We start from the raw sequence: 17,547 nt of genomic DNA on the forward strand, positions 1-17,547 counted from the left end.
GAGCACGGACAGCGCCGTCGGGTCCAGCTGGGCCTAGCTCGCAACTTCAGGCGCGGCAGCACACCACATAATAGGTGTGCTGCCGCGTCCTGCGGTTTCCGTAACTTCGACCACTTCTGAGGCTATCGATGGACCAACAGAGCACCCGCACCGACATCACCGTCAACGTCGACGGCTTCTGGATGCTTCAGGCGCTGCTCGACATTCGCCACGTCGCGCCCGAATTGCGATGCCGCCCGTTCGTGTCGACCGACTCGAGCGACTGGCTCAACGAGCACCCCGGAATGGCGGTGATGCGTGAGCAGGGCATCGTGGTCGGCGACGAGGTGCAAGAACAGGTCGCGGCCCGAATGCGGGTCCTCGCCGCGCCCGATCTCGAGGTCGTCGCCCTGCTGTCGCGGGGCAAGCTGCTCTACGGAGTCGTCGACGACGAGAACCAGCCCCCCGGCTCGCGCGACATCCCCGACAACGAGTTCCGCGTGGTGCTCGCCCGCCGCGGCCAGCACTGGGTCTCGGCGGTCCGGGTGGGCAGCGACATCACCGTCGACGACGTCGCCGTCGCGGACAGCGCCTCGATCGCGTCGCTGGTGATCGACGGTCTGGAGTCGATTCACCACGCGGAACCCGCGGCGATCAACGCGGTCAACGTGCCGCTGGAGGAAATGCTGGAGGCGACCAAGTCCTGGCAGGAATCCGGCTTCAATGTCTTCTCCGGGGGGGATCTGCGGCGGATGGGCATCAGCGCCGCGACGGTTGCCGCCCTCGGTCAGGCGCTGTCGGACCCCGCGGCCGAGGTTGCGGTGTACGCGCGCCAGTATCGGGACGACGCCAAGGGCCCGAGCGCCTCGGTCCTGTCGCTGAAGGACGGTTCGGGCGGCCGCATCGCGCTGTACCAGCAAGCGCGCACGGCGGGTTCGGGGGAGGCGTGGCTGGCGATCTGCCCGGCGACGCCCCAACTGGTGCAGGTGGGTATCAAGACCGTGCTGGACACGCTGCCCTACGGCGAGTGGAAAACGCACAGCAGGGTCTGACATACGTGTGAAACATAAACTTCACCAACGCTTTTGCAGACAACATGCGGTCGGGATGCGAAGACGGCATACTTCTCTAGAATCATCAGCAAATCTTCAAAGCAGTGTCACCACAACCCTTAACTCAAGGCGAGGCAGATGAAATCCGAATTGGTCGAGCTGTACCTCTCAGGGGGCCGCGGCGCCTCGGCGACACGGGCTTACACATTCAAAACGACAGGGGGTGCTGGGCGATGACATCGGCCGGAGTAGCTGACGCCTTACAGGCAGAAATCGAGGGCATCGCCCAGCCTCGGGCGGTCGTCGTCGGCGTCATGGCCGGCGAGGGTGTCCAGATCGGCGTCCTGCTCGACGCCAACGCCCCGGTCTCGGTGATGACCGACCCGCTGTTGAAGGTCGTCAACAGCCGGCTGCGCGAGCTCGGCGAGACCCCGCTGGAGGCCACCGGCCGCGGCAGGTGGGCGCTGTGCCTCGTCGACGGCACGCCGCTGCGGGCCACGCAGTCGCTGACCGAGCAGGACATCTACGACGGCGACCGGCTGTGGATCCGGTTCCTGCCGGACACCGAGCACCGCTCGCAGGTCATCGAGCACATCTCCACGGCGGTCTCGGCAAACCTGAGCAAGCGGTTCGCCGCCATCGACCCGGTCGTCGCGGTGCAGGTCGGCGCGTCGATGGTCGCGATCGGCGTGACCGCGGCGTCGGGTCTGCTCGGCTGGTGGCGTTGGCACCACAACTCCTGGCTGCCCACGGTCTACTCGTCGATCATCGCCGCGATTGCGTTGTCGGTGGCCATCATGCTGGCGATGCGGGCGAAGACCGACTCGGACCGGCTGGTCGCCGACATCATGCTGCTGAGCGGCCTCGCGCCGCTCACGGTGGCCGCGGCGTCGTCCCCGCCGGGCGGCGTCGGCTCGCCGCAAGCGGTGCTGGGCTTCGGCGTGCTCGCGATTGGGGCGTCGCTCATCCTGCGCTTCACCGGTCGCCGACTGGCCATATATACGGCGATCGTGACCATCAGCGCCGTGGCGGCGATCGCCAGCCTGGCGCGGATGGTGGCGAACACCAGCGCGGTAACCAACTTCGCCTGCGTGGTGCTGGTCTGCGTGCTGGGCTACCAGTCCGCGCCGGCGCTGTCCCGCCGGTTGGCCGGCATCCGGCTGCCCGTCTTCCCGTCGGCGACCAGCCGGTGGGTGTTCGAGGCGCGACCGGACCTGCCGACCACCGTGGTGCGTGCCGACGGCGGCGCTCCGGTCCTGGAGGGTCCCGCGTCGGTTCGCGACGTGGTGCTGCAGGCCGAGCGCGCCCGCTCGTTCCTCTCCGGCCTGCTGCTGGGGCTCGGGGTGCTGATGATCGTGTCGCTGACCGCGCTGGCGGACCCGCACACCTTCCAGCGGTGGCTGCCGCTCATCCTGGCCGGCTTCGCCGCCGGCTTCCTGATGCTGCGCGGCCGCTCGTACGTGGACCGCTGGCAGGCGATCAGCCTGGCCGCGACGTCGGTCCTCATCGTCGCGGCGATCGTGATTCGCTACGCGCTGGGGTTGCAGTCTCCGCTGGCGGTCTCGATCAGCGTGGCGATCCTGGTCCTGCTGCCCGCGGCGGGCATGACGGCCGCGGCGGTGGTGCCCAACACCATCTACAGCCCGCTGTTCCGCAAGTTCGTGGAATACATCGAGTACCTGTGCCTGATGCCGATCTTCCCGTTGGCATTGTGGCTGATGAATGTCTATGCGGCGATCCGTTATCGCTAGCAGCAAGGTGTGGCGCGGTCGCGCATCCCGCGCGACCGTCGCCGCACTCCTGCTCACCTCAGGTGCATTAGCCGGTCTGCCTCCCGCGTACGCGGTATCGCCGCCGACGGTTGACCCGGCGGCGGTACCGCCCGACGGCCCGCCCGGGCCGCCGGCGCCGATGAAGCAGAACTCCTACTGCACCGAGGTCGGCGTGCTGCCGGGCAGCGACTTCCGGCTGCAGCCCAAGTACATGGACATGCTGAACCTCCAGGAGGCGTGGCAGTTCGGCCGCGGCGCGGGGCAGAAGGTCGCCGTCATCGACACCGGTGTGACGCCGCACCCACGGTTTCCGCACCTCATCCCGGGCGGCGACTACATCATGTCGGGCGACGGGCTGTCGGACTGCGACGCGCACGGCACCATCGTCGCGTCGATGATCGGCGCGGCCCCGGCCAACGGCGCGGCGACGCCGCCCGCGGCGCCCCGCAAGCCGGTCACCATTCCCACCACGGAGCCGCCCCCGAAAGCTCCGCCGCCGCAGACGGTGACCCTGTCGCCGCTGCCTCAGACCGTGACGATGGTGCCCGCGCCGCCGTCGGATTCACCTCCGCCGGGGCCGTTCGGGGCGCCGCCACCGGCCGCGCCGGCGGGTCCGCCCGCACCGGCGGGTCCGGGCGTGCCGCCCGGGGGACCGCAAGCCGGGCCCGGTCAGGCACCGGCGGCCAGCCACGGCGGCGGGACGGTGACCATACCCGGCCATTCCGGCGGTGGGCACGTGATCGCGGTCGACAACCCGGTCAACCCGCGTCCGCTCGACCCACCGAAGCCACCGCCCCCACCGCCGGCACCCCCGGCGTCGGCGCCCGACGCGTACAGCGGAATCGCCCCGGACGTCGACATCATCGCGATCCGGCAGTCCAGCCAGGCCTTCGGCCTCAAGGACGCCTACACCGGCGACGAGGACCCGCAGACCCGGGCCAAGATCGACGATGTCGAGACCATGGCGCGGGCGATCGTGCACGCCGCCAACCTGGGCGCCACGGTGATCAACATCTCCGACGTGACCTGCATGAGCTCGCGCAACATCATCGATCAGCGCTCGCTGGGCGCCGCCGTGCGCTACGCGGCGGTCGACAAGAACGTCGTCATCGTGGCGGCGGCCGGCGACACCAGCAAGAAGGACTGCAAGCAGAACCCGGCCTTCGATCCCATGCAGCCCAAGGATCCCCGGGACTGGAGTGGCGTGGGCACCGTGGTGACGCCGTCCTGGTTCAGCGACTACGTCCTGACGGTGGGCGCGGTCGACACCGATGGCCGGCCGCTCACCCAGGGCGGTCAGGGCCAGGGTTCGACCAGCGTCGCGGGACCCTGGGTGGGCATCGCCGCGCCGGGCACCGACGTCATCGGGCTCTCGCCGCGCGACGACGGTTTGATCAACGCCATCGACGGCCCGGACAACTCGCTGCTGGTCCCGGCCGGCACCAGTTTCTCGACGGCGATCGTGTCCGGGGTGGCCGCCCTGGTCCGCGCCAAGTACCCCCAGCTATCGGCGTATCAGGTCATCAACCGGTTGGAGCGCACCGCCCGTGCGCCGGCACGCGGGGTCGACAACCAGGTCGGCTACGGTGTCATCGACCCGGTGGCGGCCCTGACGTGGGACGTACCGGAAGGCCCGCCAAAGCCGCCGCAGCAACTTTCGGCTCCGCTGAACATTCCTAAAGCGGCCCCGCACCGCGATATGGTGCCAGTATGGGTGGCAGCCGGAGGGTTGACCGCAGCATTACTGATCGGCGGCGCCGTGTTCGGTATAGCAGTGTTCATGAAGCGAACACGGAAGCAGCAATGAGGTCGGAGCAGCAATAGCAATGAAGGCGCAGCGAAGTTTCGGATTGTCTTTGTCGTGGGCGCGGGTCACCGCGGTGTTCGTTGTCGATATCCTGATCCTGTTGGTGGCCAGCCACTGCCCGGCCTCCTGGCAGGGGGAGCACCACATCGCGTTCTGGGTCGGGGTTGGCCTCGCGGCGGTGGTCACGCTGCTGTCCCTGGTCACCCACCACGGCCTCACCGTGACCTCGGGCCTGGCCACCTGGCTGTGGGACTGGTCGGCCGATCCGGGCACCGCGCTGACGGCGGGCTGCACGCCGGCGATTGACCACCAGCGCCGGTTCGGGCGCGACCGGGTCGGCGTGCGCCAGTACGACGGCCACCTGGTGAGCGTGATCGCGGTGGACGGCGGCGACGACGACTCCGGGCGCCACCGGCACCGGAACACGGCGGCCATCCTGCCGGTGCACGCCGTCGCCGACGGCCTGCGCCAGTTCGACATCCACCTCGACGGCATCGACATCGTCACGATGAAGGTGCGCCGCGGCGGCCCTGAATCCAGGGCGGCCGAGAAGTCCAAGCTGGACGACTGGGGACCCGAGGAGTGGGGCGTGGTGAGCGACCAGCCCGCCTCCTATGTGCGCCGCACGTGGCTGGTGCTGCGGATGAACCCGCAGCGCAACGTCGCCGCCGTGGCGGCCCGCGACTCGCTGGCGTCGACCCTGGTGGCGGCCACCGAGCGGCTCGCCCAAGACCTCGATGGGCAGAATTGCGTGGCCCGGCCGTTGACGGCCGACGAGCTCGCCGAGGTCGACAGCGCGGTGCTGGCCGATCTCGAACCGACCTGGAGTCGCCCCGGATGGCGGCACCTCAAGCACTTCAACGGCTTCGCCGCCAGCTTCTGGTTGACCCCGTCGGACATCACTTCCGACACCTTGGAAGACCTGTTGCAGCGCGACGTTGGCGCGGCCGTCGTCACGCTAAGGCTCGTCACCAGCGGCGGCCGGCCGCAGCTGTCGGGCTGGGTGCGCTACCACAGCGAGCGCCGCCTCCCCAGGAGCGTGTGGTCGGGACTCAACCGGCTCACCGGTCGCCAATTGGCGGCGGTCCGCGCCAGCCTGCCCGCCCCGGCGGCCCACCCGCTCTTAATCGTCCCAAGCCGTCCGTTGCTGGACGACGATGATCTCGTGCTGTCGGTCGGTCAGGAGCGGGAGAGCGCAGCGAGCGTGCCCGTCGCGCAATGACGCGCTCGCAGTCGACCGCCGAAGACGCCCGTAACGCAATGGTCGCCGGGCTCTTGGCGTCCGGAATTTCGGTCAATGGGCTGCAGCCCAGCCACAACCCGCAGGTGGCTGCGCAGATGTTCAACACGGCCACCACGCTCGACCCGGGGATGTGTGACGCCTGGCTGGCGCGGATGCTGGCCGGGGAGCAGAGCCTCGAGGTGCTGGCCGGCGCGTGGGCCGCGGTCCGGACGTTCGGTTGGGAGACCCGCCGCCTCGGAGTGACCGACCTGCAGTTTCGGCCCGAGATCTCGGACGGGTTGTTCCTCCGGCTGGCCGTCACCAGCGTCGAGTCGCTGGCCTGCGCGTACGCGGCCGTGCTCGCCGAGGCGAAACGCTATGGGGAAGCCGCGAAGCTGCTCGACGGCGTCGAGCCCCGGCATCCTTTCGACGAGGAAGTCGTCGAGTACGTGCGCGGCGTGCTGTACTTCCGCACCGGCCGCTGGCCCGACGTGCTCGTTCAATTTCCCGAGGGCAAGACCTGGCGGCACCCCGAGCTGAAGGCCGCGGGAGCCGCGATGGCGACCACCGCGCTGGCCTCGCTGGGGGTGTTCGAGGAGGCCTTCCGGCGCGGCCAGGACGCCGTCGAGGGTGACCGGGTGCCGGGGGCGGCCAACATCGCGCTGTACACCCAGGGCATGTGCCTGCGGCATGTCGGCCGCGAGGAAGAGGCCGTCGAGCTGTTGCGCCGGGTGTACTCGCGGGACCCGAAGTTCGCCCCGGCCCGAGAAGCCTTGGACAACCCCAACTATCGGCTGGTGCTGACCGATCCGGAGACGATCGAGGCGCGCACCGACCCGTGGGACCCGGACAGCGCGCCGACGCGCGCGGAGACCGAGGCCGCCCGCCACGCGCAAGAGGCCGCCAAGTACCTCGCCGAGGGGGACGCCGAGCTCAACGCGATGCTGGGCATGGAACGGGCCAAGCGGGAAATCAAGCTCATCAAGTCGACCACCAAGGTCAACCTGGCCAGGCAGAAGATGGGCCTCCCGGTGCCGGTGACCTCGCGCCACACCCTGCTGCTGGGGCCGCCCGGGACCGGCAAGACGTCGGTCGCGCGGGCCTTCTCCAAGCAGCTGTGCGGCCTCACCGTGTTGCGCAAGCCCGTGGTGGTGGAGACCAGCCGCACCAAGCTGTTGGGGCGGTACATGGCCGATGCCGAGAAGAACACCGAAGAGATGCTCGAGGGGGCGCTGGGCGGAGCCGTGTTCTTCGACGAGATGCACACGCTGCACGAGAGCGGATATCACCAGGGCGACCCCTACGGCAACGCGATCATCAACACGCTGCTGCTGTACATGGAAAACCACCGCGACGAGCTGGTGGTGTTCGGCGCGGGTTATGCCAAGGCGATGGACAAGATGCTCGAGGTGAACCAGGGTCTGCGGCGGCGCTTTTCGACCGTGATCGAGTTCTTCAGCTACACCCCGGACGAGCTCGTCGCGCTGACAAAGCTGATGGGGCGGGAGAACGAGGACGTCATCACCGACGAGGCCGCCGAGGCGTTGCTGCCGTCGTACACCAAGTTCTACCTCGACGAGAGCTACTCCGAAGACGGGGATCTGATTCGCGGTATCGACACGCTCGGCAACGCCGGGTTCGTCCGCAACGTCGTGGAAAAGGCGCGTGACCACCGCAGTTTCCGGCTCGACGACGAAGACCTCGACTTGGTGCTGACCAGCGGCGAGTTCAGCGAGGCCCAGCTGCTCCAGTTCAGGGAGCTGACGGCCGAGGATCTACTCGAGGGCATCCGCACGGCCGTCGCCGAGAAGAAGCCGTCGTCGTAACACCGCTGACGCGGCTCTGACTAGCCAACGGCCCCAATCGTTTTCGCTGGCATTCGGGCAGGTGGCGATTCCCGCGGCGGTCGGGGCCCGGCGGCGATTTCTATGACCTTTCTATTAATTTCCAATGGGTGAGCGGTTCGCATTGCCGGGCGCTGGCACCGGTGCCACCATGATCCTCAATGCTCATCACCGAGCGCAGTTTCCCCGCGGAAATGGGTCTTGAGAAGGGGATTTAGGTCTATCGTCGCAAGACGCCTAGGAATCAGGCGGCTTTTGCCCTACGCGTGGTTTTCGCCGGGGCCGCGTCCCGATTCGGGCAACCATGGCGCCCGTCCGTGAGCGCCTCGGGCGATGACGGGAGGTGGGCGCACTGGCCGAGTTGACCATTAACCCATGAGAACAACGACCGTTTCTTTCCGACCCGGTCGCGGCGCGCTCGCCGCCGTTTGATTCGGCAACACCCGACATCGCTCGGCGGCCACCTGCCCGGAACCGGTCGGACTATCAGCGTCTTTAAGGAGTAGTCCGATGTATTTCTTTGTAACACAACGGAAATCGCCGCGCAACGCAACCGTGCACTCCGCCGAAACCGTGACGGCCGGTTAAGGGAGGTGTTGGCAATGGATTTCGGAGCACTACCACCAGAAGTCAACTCCGCCCGCATGTATGCCGGGCCGGGCTCGGCGCCCATGATGGCCGCCGCGACGGCCTGGGCCGCGCTCGGTGCGGAGCTCGGTTCGACGGCGGCCTCATACGACGCGGTCATCACGGGGCTGACGAGCGAGGAGTGGATGGGGCCGGCCTCCGCGTCGATGGGCGCCGCCGCGGCGCCCTATGTCCAGTGGATGACCAGCACCGGGGCGCTCGCCCAGCAGGCGTCCGCTCAGGCGGCGGCCGCGGCGGCGGCCTACGAGGCCGCGTTCGCCATGACGGTGCCCCCGGCGGAGGTGGCGGCCAACCGCGCTCTGCTCGCGGCGCTGGTTGCGACCAACTTCCTGGGGCAGAACACCCCGGCGATCGCGGCCACCGAGGCCCAGTACGGCGAAATGTGGGCCCAGGACGCGGCGGCGATGTACGGCTATGCGGGGAGCTCGGCGGCGGCCTCGACGCTGACGCCGTTCGATCAGCCGGTCCAGACCACCAATCCGGCCGGGCCGGCCGCCCAGGCGTCGGCGGTCACGCAGGCCACGGGCACTGCGGCGGGCACCGGCAGCCAGACGGTGGACCAGCTGATGTCCGCGATACCCACTGCGCTGCAAGGGTTCTCGTCACCGCTGTCGACGGTCGCGAACCCCGCCGCGGCCATCCCGGGCCAGGGACTACTCGACGCCATCCTGAACTTCCTGGACGGGGCGGACGGCAACGCGATCGGCACGTTCTTGAACTCCTCGTTCGTCAACGGGTTCGTCTCGGCCGGATACGTGAGCCCCGCCATCATCGAACCGGCCGTCACGGCCGCGATGGCCGACATCAACGCGGTGTCGGTGGCCGCACAACCCGCGGCGACCGCGCTCCCGCCCATGGGCGCGGGCTCCGGGAACGCCCTTTGGACGCCCCTGCCGGGAGCCGCCGGGATGGCGTTGGGATCGGGCGGCCTGGGAGCCGCGGACCTGAGCGGGTTTTCGGCCGGCACCAACCAGGCGGCTTTGGTGGGGCGATTGTCGGTGCCGCAGGCCTGGACGGCCGTCGCCCAAGTGGAGAACCACGCGGGGGCAACGTTCGCCGGCGGCGGCTGGACCAACGCGGTCGGTCCGGGCGCTGGCGCGGTGCCGGCCGGAGCGGCACCGATTCCGGGTATGCCGGGCATGCCCGCCGCCACGGCCGCAGGAGGCTACGGCCACGGCCCGCGCTACGGCTTCCGCGTGACCGTGATGCCGCGCCCACCGGCCGCCGGGTGACGGCCGGACTGTTGCAAACGCGTTGCAGCTGGGTTGACTTATCGACTAGCCGGGTGCCACCATGGCCTCTGCAAGCACCTCGCTAGGTGAGGCGTCTGCACGGATACAGGCCACTGACCTCGAACGTCGAAAGACGCCCAGGGTCAGGACAGCTCCTCCCGGCCTAAGGGTTGAGCCCAAGTGGCTTCCGGCTCAGCTGAATCGGATACGCCGTGTGGTGCCAAAGCTTTGACGAGAGGGGTGCGGTCTCCGGGAGTCCCGGCCCGGGCCCTTCTCCCCGTGTGCATGTCGAAGGCATCCCCGTGTGCCCAGGCCGTGAGGAGGTGAGAGCGAAATGAGTCTCGGCGATAGTCCGTATTCCAGATCGACCATTTCGATTCGATCCGGCCCCGGCCCCTTTCTGACCGTCTGAACGGCTCACGCCGCCAGACCTCGTACCGACGCGTCCGCCTAGCGGATCGCGCCGGTGGATCGCGCTGATACCAGCCACCATTGCCGGCCGGCCCGGATCACCCTCTTTACGTGAGGAGTAGTCCGATGTCGCTTGTCTTCGCACGTCCGGCGGCGCTCGCTGATGCGGCCCGCGACTTTGCCGTAGCCACAACACGTTTCAGCACGCACGCCACGACAATCGCAGCGCGTTAGGGGAGGGGGCCGACGATGACCGCCGCACTCGATTTCGCGACGCTTCCACCGGAAGTGAACTCCGGTCGGATGTACACCGGGGCGGGCTCGGGCCCGATGCTGGCCGCCGCGTCGGCTTGGCATGGGCTCGCGGCCGAATTGCGTTCCACCGCATCGTCTTACGATGCGGTGTTGGCCGCGCTGACCGGTGAGGAATGGTACGGCCCGGCATCGGTGGCGATGGCCGCCGCCGCCGCGCCGTACGCGGCCTGGTTGGGTACGACGGCCGAGCGGGCCGAGCAGACCGCAGTACAGGCCGAGGCCGCCGCGGCGGCATACGAGGCCGCGTTCGCCGAGACGGTGCCCCCGCCGGGCATCGCGGCCAACCGTGCCCAGCTGATGGCGCTGATCGCCACCAACATCCTCGGCCAGAACACGCCGGCGATCGCGGCGACCGAGGCCCAGTACGCCGAAATGTGGGCCCAAGACGCCGCCGCGATGTACGGCTACGCCGCCTCGTCCGCGGTCGCCACCCAGTTGAGCCAGTTCACCGAGCCGCAGCGGACAACCAGCCCCGGAGGGCCGAGCGCGCAGTCGGCGGCGGTGGCCCAAGCCGTCGCCACCCCGGACGGCGCTCAGCAGGGCACGATGTCGCAGCTGATGTCCGCGCTGCCCTCGGCGCTGCAGGGACTGGCGTCGCCCGCGTCGTCGCAGACTTCGGCGGCGGAGATCATGGGGCTCCTCACCGGGTCCGGGTCGGGATCCGCAACGCTGGACAACCTTTGGGCCGAGTGGGGGCCCAACGCCAACATCTGGAACACCGCCTTCTCGTCGGGGTTCTACATGCCCAGCAACACGCTGGCGCCATTCCTGAGCCTGCTGGGCCAGGGGGCCGCCGCCGACGCGGCCGACGCGGCCGGCCAGGCGATCGACGGCGCGATCGGTGAGGTGGTCGCGGGCCCCGCGGTCGGGGGCGTCGGCAATGCCGTCTCAGCCGGGCTCGGGCACGCGCCGATGATCGGAGCGCTATCGGTGCCGCCGAGTTGGACCGCACCCGCGCCATTGGCCGGGCCGCTGGCGTCGTCGCTCGGCGGGACGCCCATGGTGGCGCCCCCGGCCATGGCGGCCGGCATGCCCGGGATGCCGATCGGGGCCACCGGTGTGCAACCCTACGGGCGGGCCATGCCGCAGTACGGCTTCCGCCCCACCTTCGTCGCGCGCCCCCCGGCGGCCGGCTAGGACCGGTCGCCGGCGCCGCCTCACAGGCAGTGCCGGCGCGGATTGAGCTTTCCGCAACCTCGCGATCACACCGCCGGGCAGCGCTGCGGCGCGGTGGCCACAGCGAATCGGCCCCAGCCGCTCACAGCAAACTTCCAGCAGCAAATCAGCGTTCGGCCAGCAACGAATGCGTACGCTAGGTGAAATTTTGGGGAGCACCGGATGACGACAAACTTTCGATTCGGCGACGGCGGCCGCCGAGGCGGCCGTGTCCAGGCGGATACACCTGGGCAAGGGCACGGAGGGGCCGGCGGCAACATTGCGGCGCCGACGGTGCCGTCGGAGCGCCCCGGGGTTGAATGCATTTCATAAGAATTGTGGTGGACGCGCGAGCTAACATGGAAATTTCCCGTTCGCGAGCTCGACGAGCCCTCACACTCACCACATGACGCAAATGTTAATTGCTTAACGCCGTTCAATAAGGACGGCGCGGCGTATTAATTGCACAGATTCGGATGTGTAGAGCAGGCGGACAGCGGCGCTCTGCCGACAGATCGTGTTCACATACAGACAAATTAAGGCCCGTTCCTGGCCGCTTGCTGGATATCGCCTACGAGTAAGCTGGACAAGGCATTCGGCACAGAAATGTCGTAGCTGATGAGCAGCATTCTCACAGGTACAAGGGGCCTCTGACACTCGTCGTTTACCTTACTATTACAACCCGGGAACGCGTCGCGAATACGTTTCGATCACGATGATCGCTACATTAGGGCAGCGGCGCCCAACGCCGGGCGGACCGCCGCCTCTGACACATTTTGAATGGGAGTGTGGAACCCTGTTGTCTTCATACACGTCAAATCAGCGCATGAATTCAACGGCGGATTCCATGGATTTCATTAGAGCTGTCGCGTGGGTGCGGACGGGGCCGAAAGCCGCGCCTACCATGGCGGCCACTCAGGGGAGCGGGAGGAAATAGATGTTGGATTTCGGTGCGCTACCACCGGAGATCAACTCCGGACGGATGTATGTCGGCGCGGGGTCGGGGCCGATGCTGGCAGCCGCGGCGGCCTGGGACGAGCTGGCGACGGAGTTGCAGTCGACCGCTGCCGCTTACGGCTCGACGATCCAGACTCTGGCGGCCGGACCTTGGACCGGGCCGTCGTCCATCGCGATGGCGGCGGCGGCCTCCCCATACGTGGCGTGGATGAGCGCGACGGGCGCCCAGGCCGAAGAGGCGGCCAGCCAGGCCAAGATCGCCGCGGGCGCCTACGAGACGGCGTTCGCGGCCACGGTGCCCCCGCCGGTGATCGCCGCCAACCGGGCCCTGCTTATGACGCTGATCGCCACCAACTTCCTGGGACAGAACACCCCGGCGATCGCGGCCACCGAGGCCCAATATGCCGAGATGTGGGCCCAGGATGCCGCCGCGATGTATGCCTACGCGGCCTCGTCGGCGACCGCGTCGACGCTGACGCCGTTCACCGAGCCGCCGCAGACCACCAACGCTGCGGGCGCGCCGGCGCAGGCGGCCGCGGTCTCCCAAACCAGCGGCGCGAGCGGCCTGAACATCGGTACGCAGCTGTCCCAGCTCACCAGCTCGCTGCCCACCGGGCTGCAAAGCCTGTCGACGGGCGCCTCCGCGCCCGCGTCAACGGGGTTACTGAACTTGCCACCGCTGCCACCGGGGCTCGCCGCCGACCTGACAAACTGGAACACAATTAACTCGGGCCTCACCTCGATTTGGTCGCCGTTCTTCGGGGACAGTTCCCTAGCCGGCGGCCCGTTCCTGTCGTTCGGTCAGACATACGCCTACGCCCAAAACGGGCAAGGTGTCGCCGCCTTCGGCGTCGTCAAACCCATCACCGGGGCATTGGCTCCGCTGACGAGTGGGGCGGTGACAAACCTGAGCTCCGCAAGCCTGAGCGGGGCGCCGGTATCGGGGGCCATGGGCAAGGCGGCCCTGGTTGGAACCATGTCGGTGCCACAGGGCTGGACCGAAGCCGCCCCGGCGATCAGGACACTCGCCTCCGTGCTACCCGCCAACCTGGCAGCCGCCCCGGCCGCATCACTGACGGGGGAGGGCGGCGTCTTCAGCCAGATGGCCCTGTCGAGCCTGGCAGGGCGCGCGGTGGCCGCCGCCGGGACCTCCGCAGGAGCCGGTGCCACGGCGAGTTCGCTCGGCGGTGTCGTCGCCGAGGCTGACCCCGCCGCGGCCACCATCATCGTTATCCCGGCACTCGAGGACTGACCGCGATGACTGCCGCGACCACCGACACCAGCCCAGCACTGGCCACCCAGGCCTCTAGGTAAGGGGTAACAGACATGTTTTATGGAGCGCTTCCACCGGAGATCAACTCGGGCAGGATGTACACGGGTCCAGGATCGGGGTCAATGCGTGCGGCTGCGGCGGCCTGGGAAGGGCTGGCCACCGAATTACAGTCGGCCGCGTCCTCCTACTCATCAGTGATCTCGACTCTGAGCAGCGGGCCCTGGACCGGTCCGTCATCGTCGAGCATGGCCGGCGCAGTCGCCCCGTACCTGACCTGGATGCAGAGCATGGCAGGCCAAGCCGCCGAAGCCGCGAGCCAGGCCACCGCGGCGGCAACTGCCTATGAGACGGCGTTCGCCGCGCACGTGCCGCCAGTGGAGATCGCGGCCAACCGCAGCCAGCTGGCGTCGCTGGTGGCGACCAACATCTTCGGGCAGAACACCGGGGCGATCGCGGCCACCGAGGCGCAATACGGCGAGATGTGGGCCCAAGACGCCACCGCGATGGAAAGCTACGCCGGCTCGTCGGCGGCCGCCACCGACGTGACACCGTTTACCGCGGCCCCACAGATCACCAACGCCGGCGGGACCGCCACCCAAGCGGCCGCGGTGGCCGCCGCCGCAGCCACTCCGGCCGGCGCCGCGCAGTCCCTCGTGTCAGAAGTAGCGAACCCATTGACAGTGGGCAACCCGATACTGGCGGGACTGGCAAACCTCAGCACCTCCTACACCGGTTTTTTCAACAACATCGTGAACACCGTCTTTGGGCCAGGCTCGTCCACGACGCTCTCCCAGTTGTACACAGCCCTAAGGACTCCACTGGGCTATACCACGCAGTACAACTGGATCGGGCTGGCCATCAACCTCCCCGTGTCACAAGTCCTCAAGTTCGCCCCGCACCCTTCGGCCCTTGGCGCAATCCCGAGGGACCTGCTTGGCGGCGGGCTTGGGGCGGCACACTTTGGGCGGGGCACGCTGTTCAACGCGGTATCGGGCAGCATGGGAAATGCCGGCACCCTGGTCGGCAACTTGTCCGTTCCGCCGAGCTGGGCCACGGCCACGCCGGGCATCAGGACGGTAGCTGCCGCGCTGTCGGCCGCCGGGCCGGAAGCCGTGCCGGCGGCCGCGCTGGGCGAGGGCGGGCTGTTCAGTTCGATGTCCGCGGCCGGGATGCTCGGCAGCGCCATGGGCGCCGGGGGTCCCACCGTTGTGGCCCGTGCTGGCGTCCGCGGCCGCGTCAAACCGATCAAGGACCTCAAAGACGCCCATTCGCCGGAAAAACTCAAGCGTCTGGTGGCACAAATCTCGGAGAAACCCGAAAGCGTGCAGCACCACACGGTCGACCAGGAGGGTCTTGACAGCCTGCTCGAGCAGCTGGCGAAGAAGCCCGGCGTCCACGCCGTGCATCTGAAAAAGGGAGGCAAGGCCAAAGTCGTGCCATCGGAAGCGCAATCAGGTTAGAGCGCAAGGTAATTGGGAGATTGGTTATGAAACTGTTGCTAGCGCTGCTCGGCGCATTCGTCACTATTGGCCTCGCGGCCCCGGCTTACGCGGATCCGCCGCCCGCCCCGGAGGGCGACGACGGGGGCTTCCTCGCCGCCCTGCACCAAGTAGGCATCCCTTATTCGGATCCGGGTGCGGCCGTCACGTCGGGCAAGGCCGTGTGCACTTGTCTGAACAACGGCGAATCGGGTCTCGAGCTCGTCCACGACGTCAAGACGCACAACCCTGGGATGGACATGGAGAACGCCTCGAACTTCGCGATGATCGCCGCGAAGTTCTACTGCCCCCAGCAGCTCTCCAAGTCATAGCGGCGGGCGTCCGCCTCTCCAACGGTTTCGCGGATGTGGCCGCAGGCCATCCGGATAGCTTCCGGTCCACCTGCCGTTCACCTGTGCGTGGTTAGCTGCCGCCGACCAGCGCCGGGAGCCGGGGGAAGGAGTGCGGTCCGATGCAGACGTTGAGCGTCGCGGACTTCGCCCTTCGACTTGCCGTCGGGGTGGGCTGTGGCGCCCTGATCGGCCTGGAGCGGCAATGGCGGGCGCGGCGCGCCGGCCTGCGCACCAACGCGCTGGTCGCCGCCGGAGCGACGCTGTTCGTGCTGTACGCGGTCGCCACCGAGGACACCAGCCCGACAAGAGTCGCGTCGTATGTGGTGTCCGGCATCGGATTCCTGGGCGGCGGGGTGATCCTGCGCGAGGGCGTCAACGTGCGCGGCCTCAACACCGCGGCGACCCTGTGGTGCTCGGCGGCGATAGGCGTGCTGGCCGCGTCGGGGCACCTGATCTTCACGGTGATCGGCACCGGCACAGTGATCGCCATTCATTTGTTCGGGCGCCCCCTCGGTCGCCTCATCGACCGCGACAGCACCGACGAGGAAGACGAAGACCTGCAGCCCTTCCTGGTGCAGGTGATCTGCCGCCCGAAAACCGAGAAGTACGCGCGGGCGCAGATCGTGCAACACGCTAGCGGCAACGACATGACGCTGCGCGGCATCCACACGGGGCCCGCCGGCGAGGACGAGATCACGTTGACCGCGCATCTGCTGATGGACGGCCACACCCCGGCGAAACTCGAGCGGCTGGTGGCCGAGCTGTCGTTGCAGCCGGGCGTGCGCGCGGTGCACTGGTACGCCGGCGATCACGCGCAGTCCGACTGATCCGGTCAGGGGCGGCCCTGCAGCGCGGGCGCGGCAGCCGCCAACAGCTCGGCGCGGTCGCGGGTCAGCGGTGGGTAGATTCGGCGGGTGTTGATGGTCCGCTTGGTGGCCTTGGCCTCGGGCCCGGTCGAAACCACCAGCCGATCCCACCCCTCGGTGTAGACGGCCCCCGCCGGGCCGAGATCGAGAACCGTGACGTACCAAGGGATTCGAAGTGCCAGCATCGGCTCGTCGAACAGGTCGCTGATGGCGTTGTAGCCGGCGTAGCGGCCCATCGGGCGCCCGTGTTGACACGACATCACCGACAGGTGCTCGTCGTCCATCCGCGCGGCGGCCACGTCGCCCGCGGCGAAAACCCCGGGCACGCCGGCCACCCGCAGGTAGTCGTCGACCTGCACCCGGCCCAGGCGGTCGAGTGGCACACCGAGCTGCTCGGTCAGCGAACTGGCCCGCATGCCCGCGCACCACACCACGGTGGCCGCCTCGAGCTGCTCCCCCGAGGACAGCGTCACGCGCCGCTCGGTCACCTCGGCGACGCCTGTGCACGTGCTGATTTCGACTCCGTTGTCGGACAGGGCCCGTTCGATCACCGGACGCGCCGAGGACCCCATGTCGGATCCCACCAGGGGGTTGCGGTCGACCAGGATCACGCGCGGGGTGGCGCCTCGCTGAGAGAACAAGGCGCGCAGCCGAATTGGCAGCTCGCTGGCCGTCTCGATGCCGGTCAGTCCCGCACCGACCACGACGACGGTGGCCGCCGCCGGCGTGGGCGAGTCGCCGGCGAGTTCGCGCAGGTGGCGCTGCAGCGCGACGGCGGCGTCGTAGGTGTCGACGTCGAAACCGAACTCCCGCAGCCCGGGGATGGCGGGCTTGTCCACGTGGCTGCCCGACGCCAGCACCAGCCGGTCGTAGCCGTGCGTCGCGCCGCTCGACGTGGTGACCGTGCGGGCGCCCGTGTCGATGCCGGTCACCTCGGCGGCGACGTGCGCAACGCCGACGGGGTCGAGCAGGCCGGCGACCGGGATTCGGCAGGGCGTCAGGTCGGCTTCGTAGTTGCGCACCCGGATGTCGTGGAAGGGTTGGGCGCTCATCACGGTGATGTCGACGCTGCCGGCCGGGATGGCGAGCTCGTCGCACCGCCGGGCCGCGCCGAGTGCCGCCCATAACCCGGCGAACCCCGAGCCGATTACCAGCACTGCGGCCAAGTGCTCAACACCTCATT

The 17,547-nt window shown here is 68.7% G+C and carries 12 protein-coding genes and 1 riboswitch; of the genes, 11 read left to right on the top strand and 1 reads right to left on the bottom strand.

From position 1 onward, the window contains the following. Positions 1 to 128: 128 nt before the first annotated feature. The 11 genes from AC5Y5E_RS24640 (at position 129) to AC5Y5E_RS24690 (ending at position 16,325) form a co-directional block, all read left to right on the top strand. Positions 129 to 1,031, top strand: coding sequence for an ESX secretion-associated protein EspG (locus tag AC5Y5E_RS24640; RefSeq protein WP_499905766.1), 903 nt, complete (start codon positions 129 to 131; stop codon positions 1,029 to 1,031). 233 nt (positions 1,032 to 1,264) lie between these two features. Continuing rightward, entirely contained in the window at positions 1,265 to 2,782 is a 1,518-nt protein-coding gene (gene eccD / locus AC5Y5E_RS24645; protein ID WP_499905768.1) for a type VII secretion integral membrane protein EccD, read from the top strand. Continuing rightward, positions 2,760 to 4,610: a S8 family serine peptidase gene (locus tag AC5Y5E_RS24650; protein WP_499905769.1), complete on the top strand. Its 1,851-nt coding sequence runs from the start codon at positions 2,760 to 2,762 to the stop codon at positions 4,608 to 4,610. The genes eccD and AC5Y5E_RS24650 overlap by 23 nt, the downstream gene beginning before the upstream one ends. 19 nt (positions 4,611 to 4,629) lie before the next feature. Further along, positions 4,630 to 5,832 carry a type VII secretion protein EccE gene (gene eccE, locus AC5Y5E_RS24655; protein ID WP_499905771.1) on the top strand — a complete coding sequence of 401 codons (1,203 nt, stop codon included), beginning with the start codon at positions 4,630 to 4,632 and terminating at the stop codon, positions 5,830 to 5,832. Further along, positions 5,829 to 7,658, top strand: coding sequence for a type VII secretion AAA-ATPase EccA (gene eccA / locus AC5Y5E_RS24660; protein WP_499905772.1), 1,830 nt, complete (start codon positions 5,829 to 5,831; stop codon positions 7,656 to 7,658). Before eccE ends, eccA begins: the two co-directional genes overlap by 4 nt. Positions 7,659 to 8,278: 620 nt before the next feature. Beyond that, positions 8,279 to 9,556, top strand: coding sequence for a PPE family protein, SVP subgroup (locus tag AC5Y5E_RS24665; protein ID WP_499905774.1), 1,278 nt, complete (start codon positions 8,279 to 8,281; stop codon positions 9,554 to 9,556). 71 nt (positions 9,557 to 9,627) lie between these two features. Further along, positions 9,628 to 9,803: riboswitch (M-box (ykoK) riboswitch) on the top strand. Between the two features lie 413 nt (positions 9,804 to 10,216). Continuing rightward, complete coding sequence (locus AC5Y5E_RS24670) at positions 10,217 to 11,419, top strand: PPE family protein (RefSeq protein ID WP_499905775.1); 1,203 nt, start codon at positions 10,217 to 10,219, stop codon at positions 11,417 to 11,419. Between the two features lie 955 nt (positions 11,420 to 12,374). Further along, the gene (locus AC5Y5E_RS24675; RefSeq protein ID WP_499905777.1) at positions 12,375 to 13,646 is read left to right on the top strand and encodes a PPE family protein; all 1,272 of its coding nucleotides are present in this window, start codon (positions 12,375 to 12,377) and stop codon (positions 13,644 to 13,646) included. Positions 13,647 to 13,720: 74 nt separating this feature from the next. Continuing rightward, positions 13,721 to 15,127 carry a PPE family protein gene (locus AC5Y5E_RS24680; RefSeq protein ID WP_499905779.1) on the top strand — a complete coding sequence of 469 codons (1,407 nt, stop codon included), beginning with the start codon at positions 13,721 to 13,723 and terminating at the stop codon, positions 15,125 to 15,127. Between the two features lie 26 nt (positions 15,128 to 15,153). Further along, on the top strand, positions 15,154 to 15,477 hold the full coding sequence (locus AC5Y5E_RS24685; protein ID WP_499905781.1) for a DUF732 domain-containing protein: 324 nt from the start codon (positions 15,154 to 15,156) through the stop codon (positions 15,475 to 15,477). 140 nt (positions 15,478 to 15,617) lie between these two features. Next, positions 15,618 to 16,325, top strand: a complete 708-nt coding sequence (locus AC5Y5E_RS24690; RefSeq protein WP_499905782.1) for an MgtC/SapB family protein — start codon at positions 15,618 to 15,620, stop codon at positions 16,323 to 16,325. Between the two features lie 5 nt (positions 16,326 to 16,330). Here AC5Y5E_RS24690 and AC5Y5E_RS24695 read toward each other — a convergent pair whose 3' ends face one another. Further along, on the bottom strand, positions 16,331 to 17,530 hold the full coding sequence (locus AC5Y5E_RS24695; protein ID WP_499905784.1) for an NAD(P)/FAD-dependent oxidoreductase: 1,200 nt from the start codon (positions 17,528 to 17,530) through the stop codon (positions 16,331 to 16,333). Positions 17,531 to 17,547: the final 17 nt, after the last annotated feature.

The organism is Mycobacterium sp. NGS54, assembly GCF_059812465.1.

What these genes read in the sequence shown, in the direction of transcription:
- AC5Y5E_RS24650 (WP_499905769.1), top strand. Translation starts at nt 2,760, where the DNA reads ATGCGGCGATCCGTTATCGCTAGCAGCAAGGTGTGGCGCGGTCGCGCA.
- eccA (WP_499905772.1), top strand. Translation starts at nt 5,829, where the DNA reads ATGACGCGCTCGCAGTCGACCGCCGAAGACGCCCGTAACGCAATGGTC.
- eccE (WP_499905771.1), top strand. Translation starts at nt 4,630, where the DNA reads ATGAAGGCGCAGCGAAGTTTCGGATTGTCTTTGTCGTGGGCGCGGGTC.
- AC5Y5E_RS24670 (WP_499905775.1), top strand. Translation starts at nt 10,217, where the DNA reads ATGACCGCCGCACTCGATTTCGCGACGCTTCCACCGGAAGTGAACTCC.
- eccD (WP_499905768.1), top strand. Translation starts at nt 1,265, where the DNA reads ATGACATCGGCCGGAGTAGCTGACGCCTTACAGGCAGAAATCGAGGGC.
- AC5Y5E_RS24675 (WP_499905777.1), top strand. Translation starts at nt 12,375, where the DNA reads ATGTTGGATTTCGGTGCGCTACCACCGGAGATCAACTCCGGACGGATG.
- AC5Y5E_RS24680 (WP_499905779.1), top strand. Translation starts at nt 13,721, where the DNA reads ATGTTTTATGGAGCGCTTCCACCGGAGATCAACTCGGGCAGGATGTAC.
- AC5Y5E_RS24640 (WP_499905766.1), top strand. Translation starts at nt 129, where the DNA reads ATGGACCAACAGAGCACCCGCACCGACATCACCGTCAACGTCGACGGC.
- AC5Y5E_RS24685 (WP_499905781.1), top strand. Translation starts at nt 15,154, where the DNA reads ATGAAACTGTTGCTAGCGCTGCTCGGCGCATTCGTCACTATTGGCCTC.
- AC5Y5E_RS24690 (WP_499905782.1), top strand. Translation starts at nt 15,618, where the DNA reads ATGCAGACGTTGAGCGTCGCGGACTTCGCCCTTCGACTTGCCGTCGGG.
- AC5Y5E_RS24665 (WP_499905774.1), top strand. Translation starts at nt 8,279, where the DNA reads ATGGATTTCGGAGCACTACCACCAGAAGTCAACTCCGCCCGCATGTAT.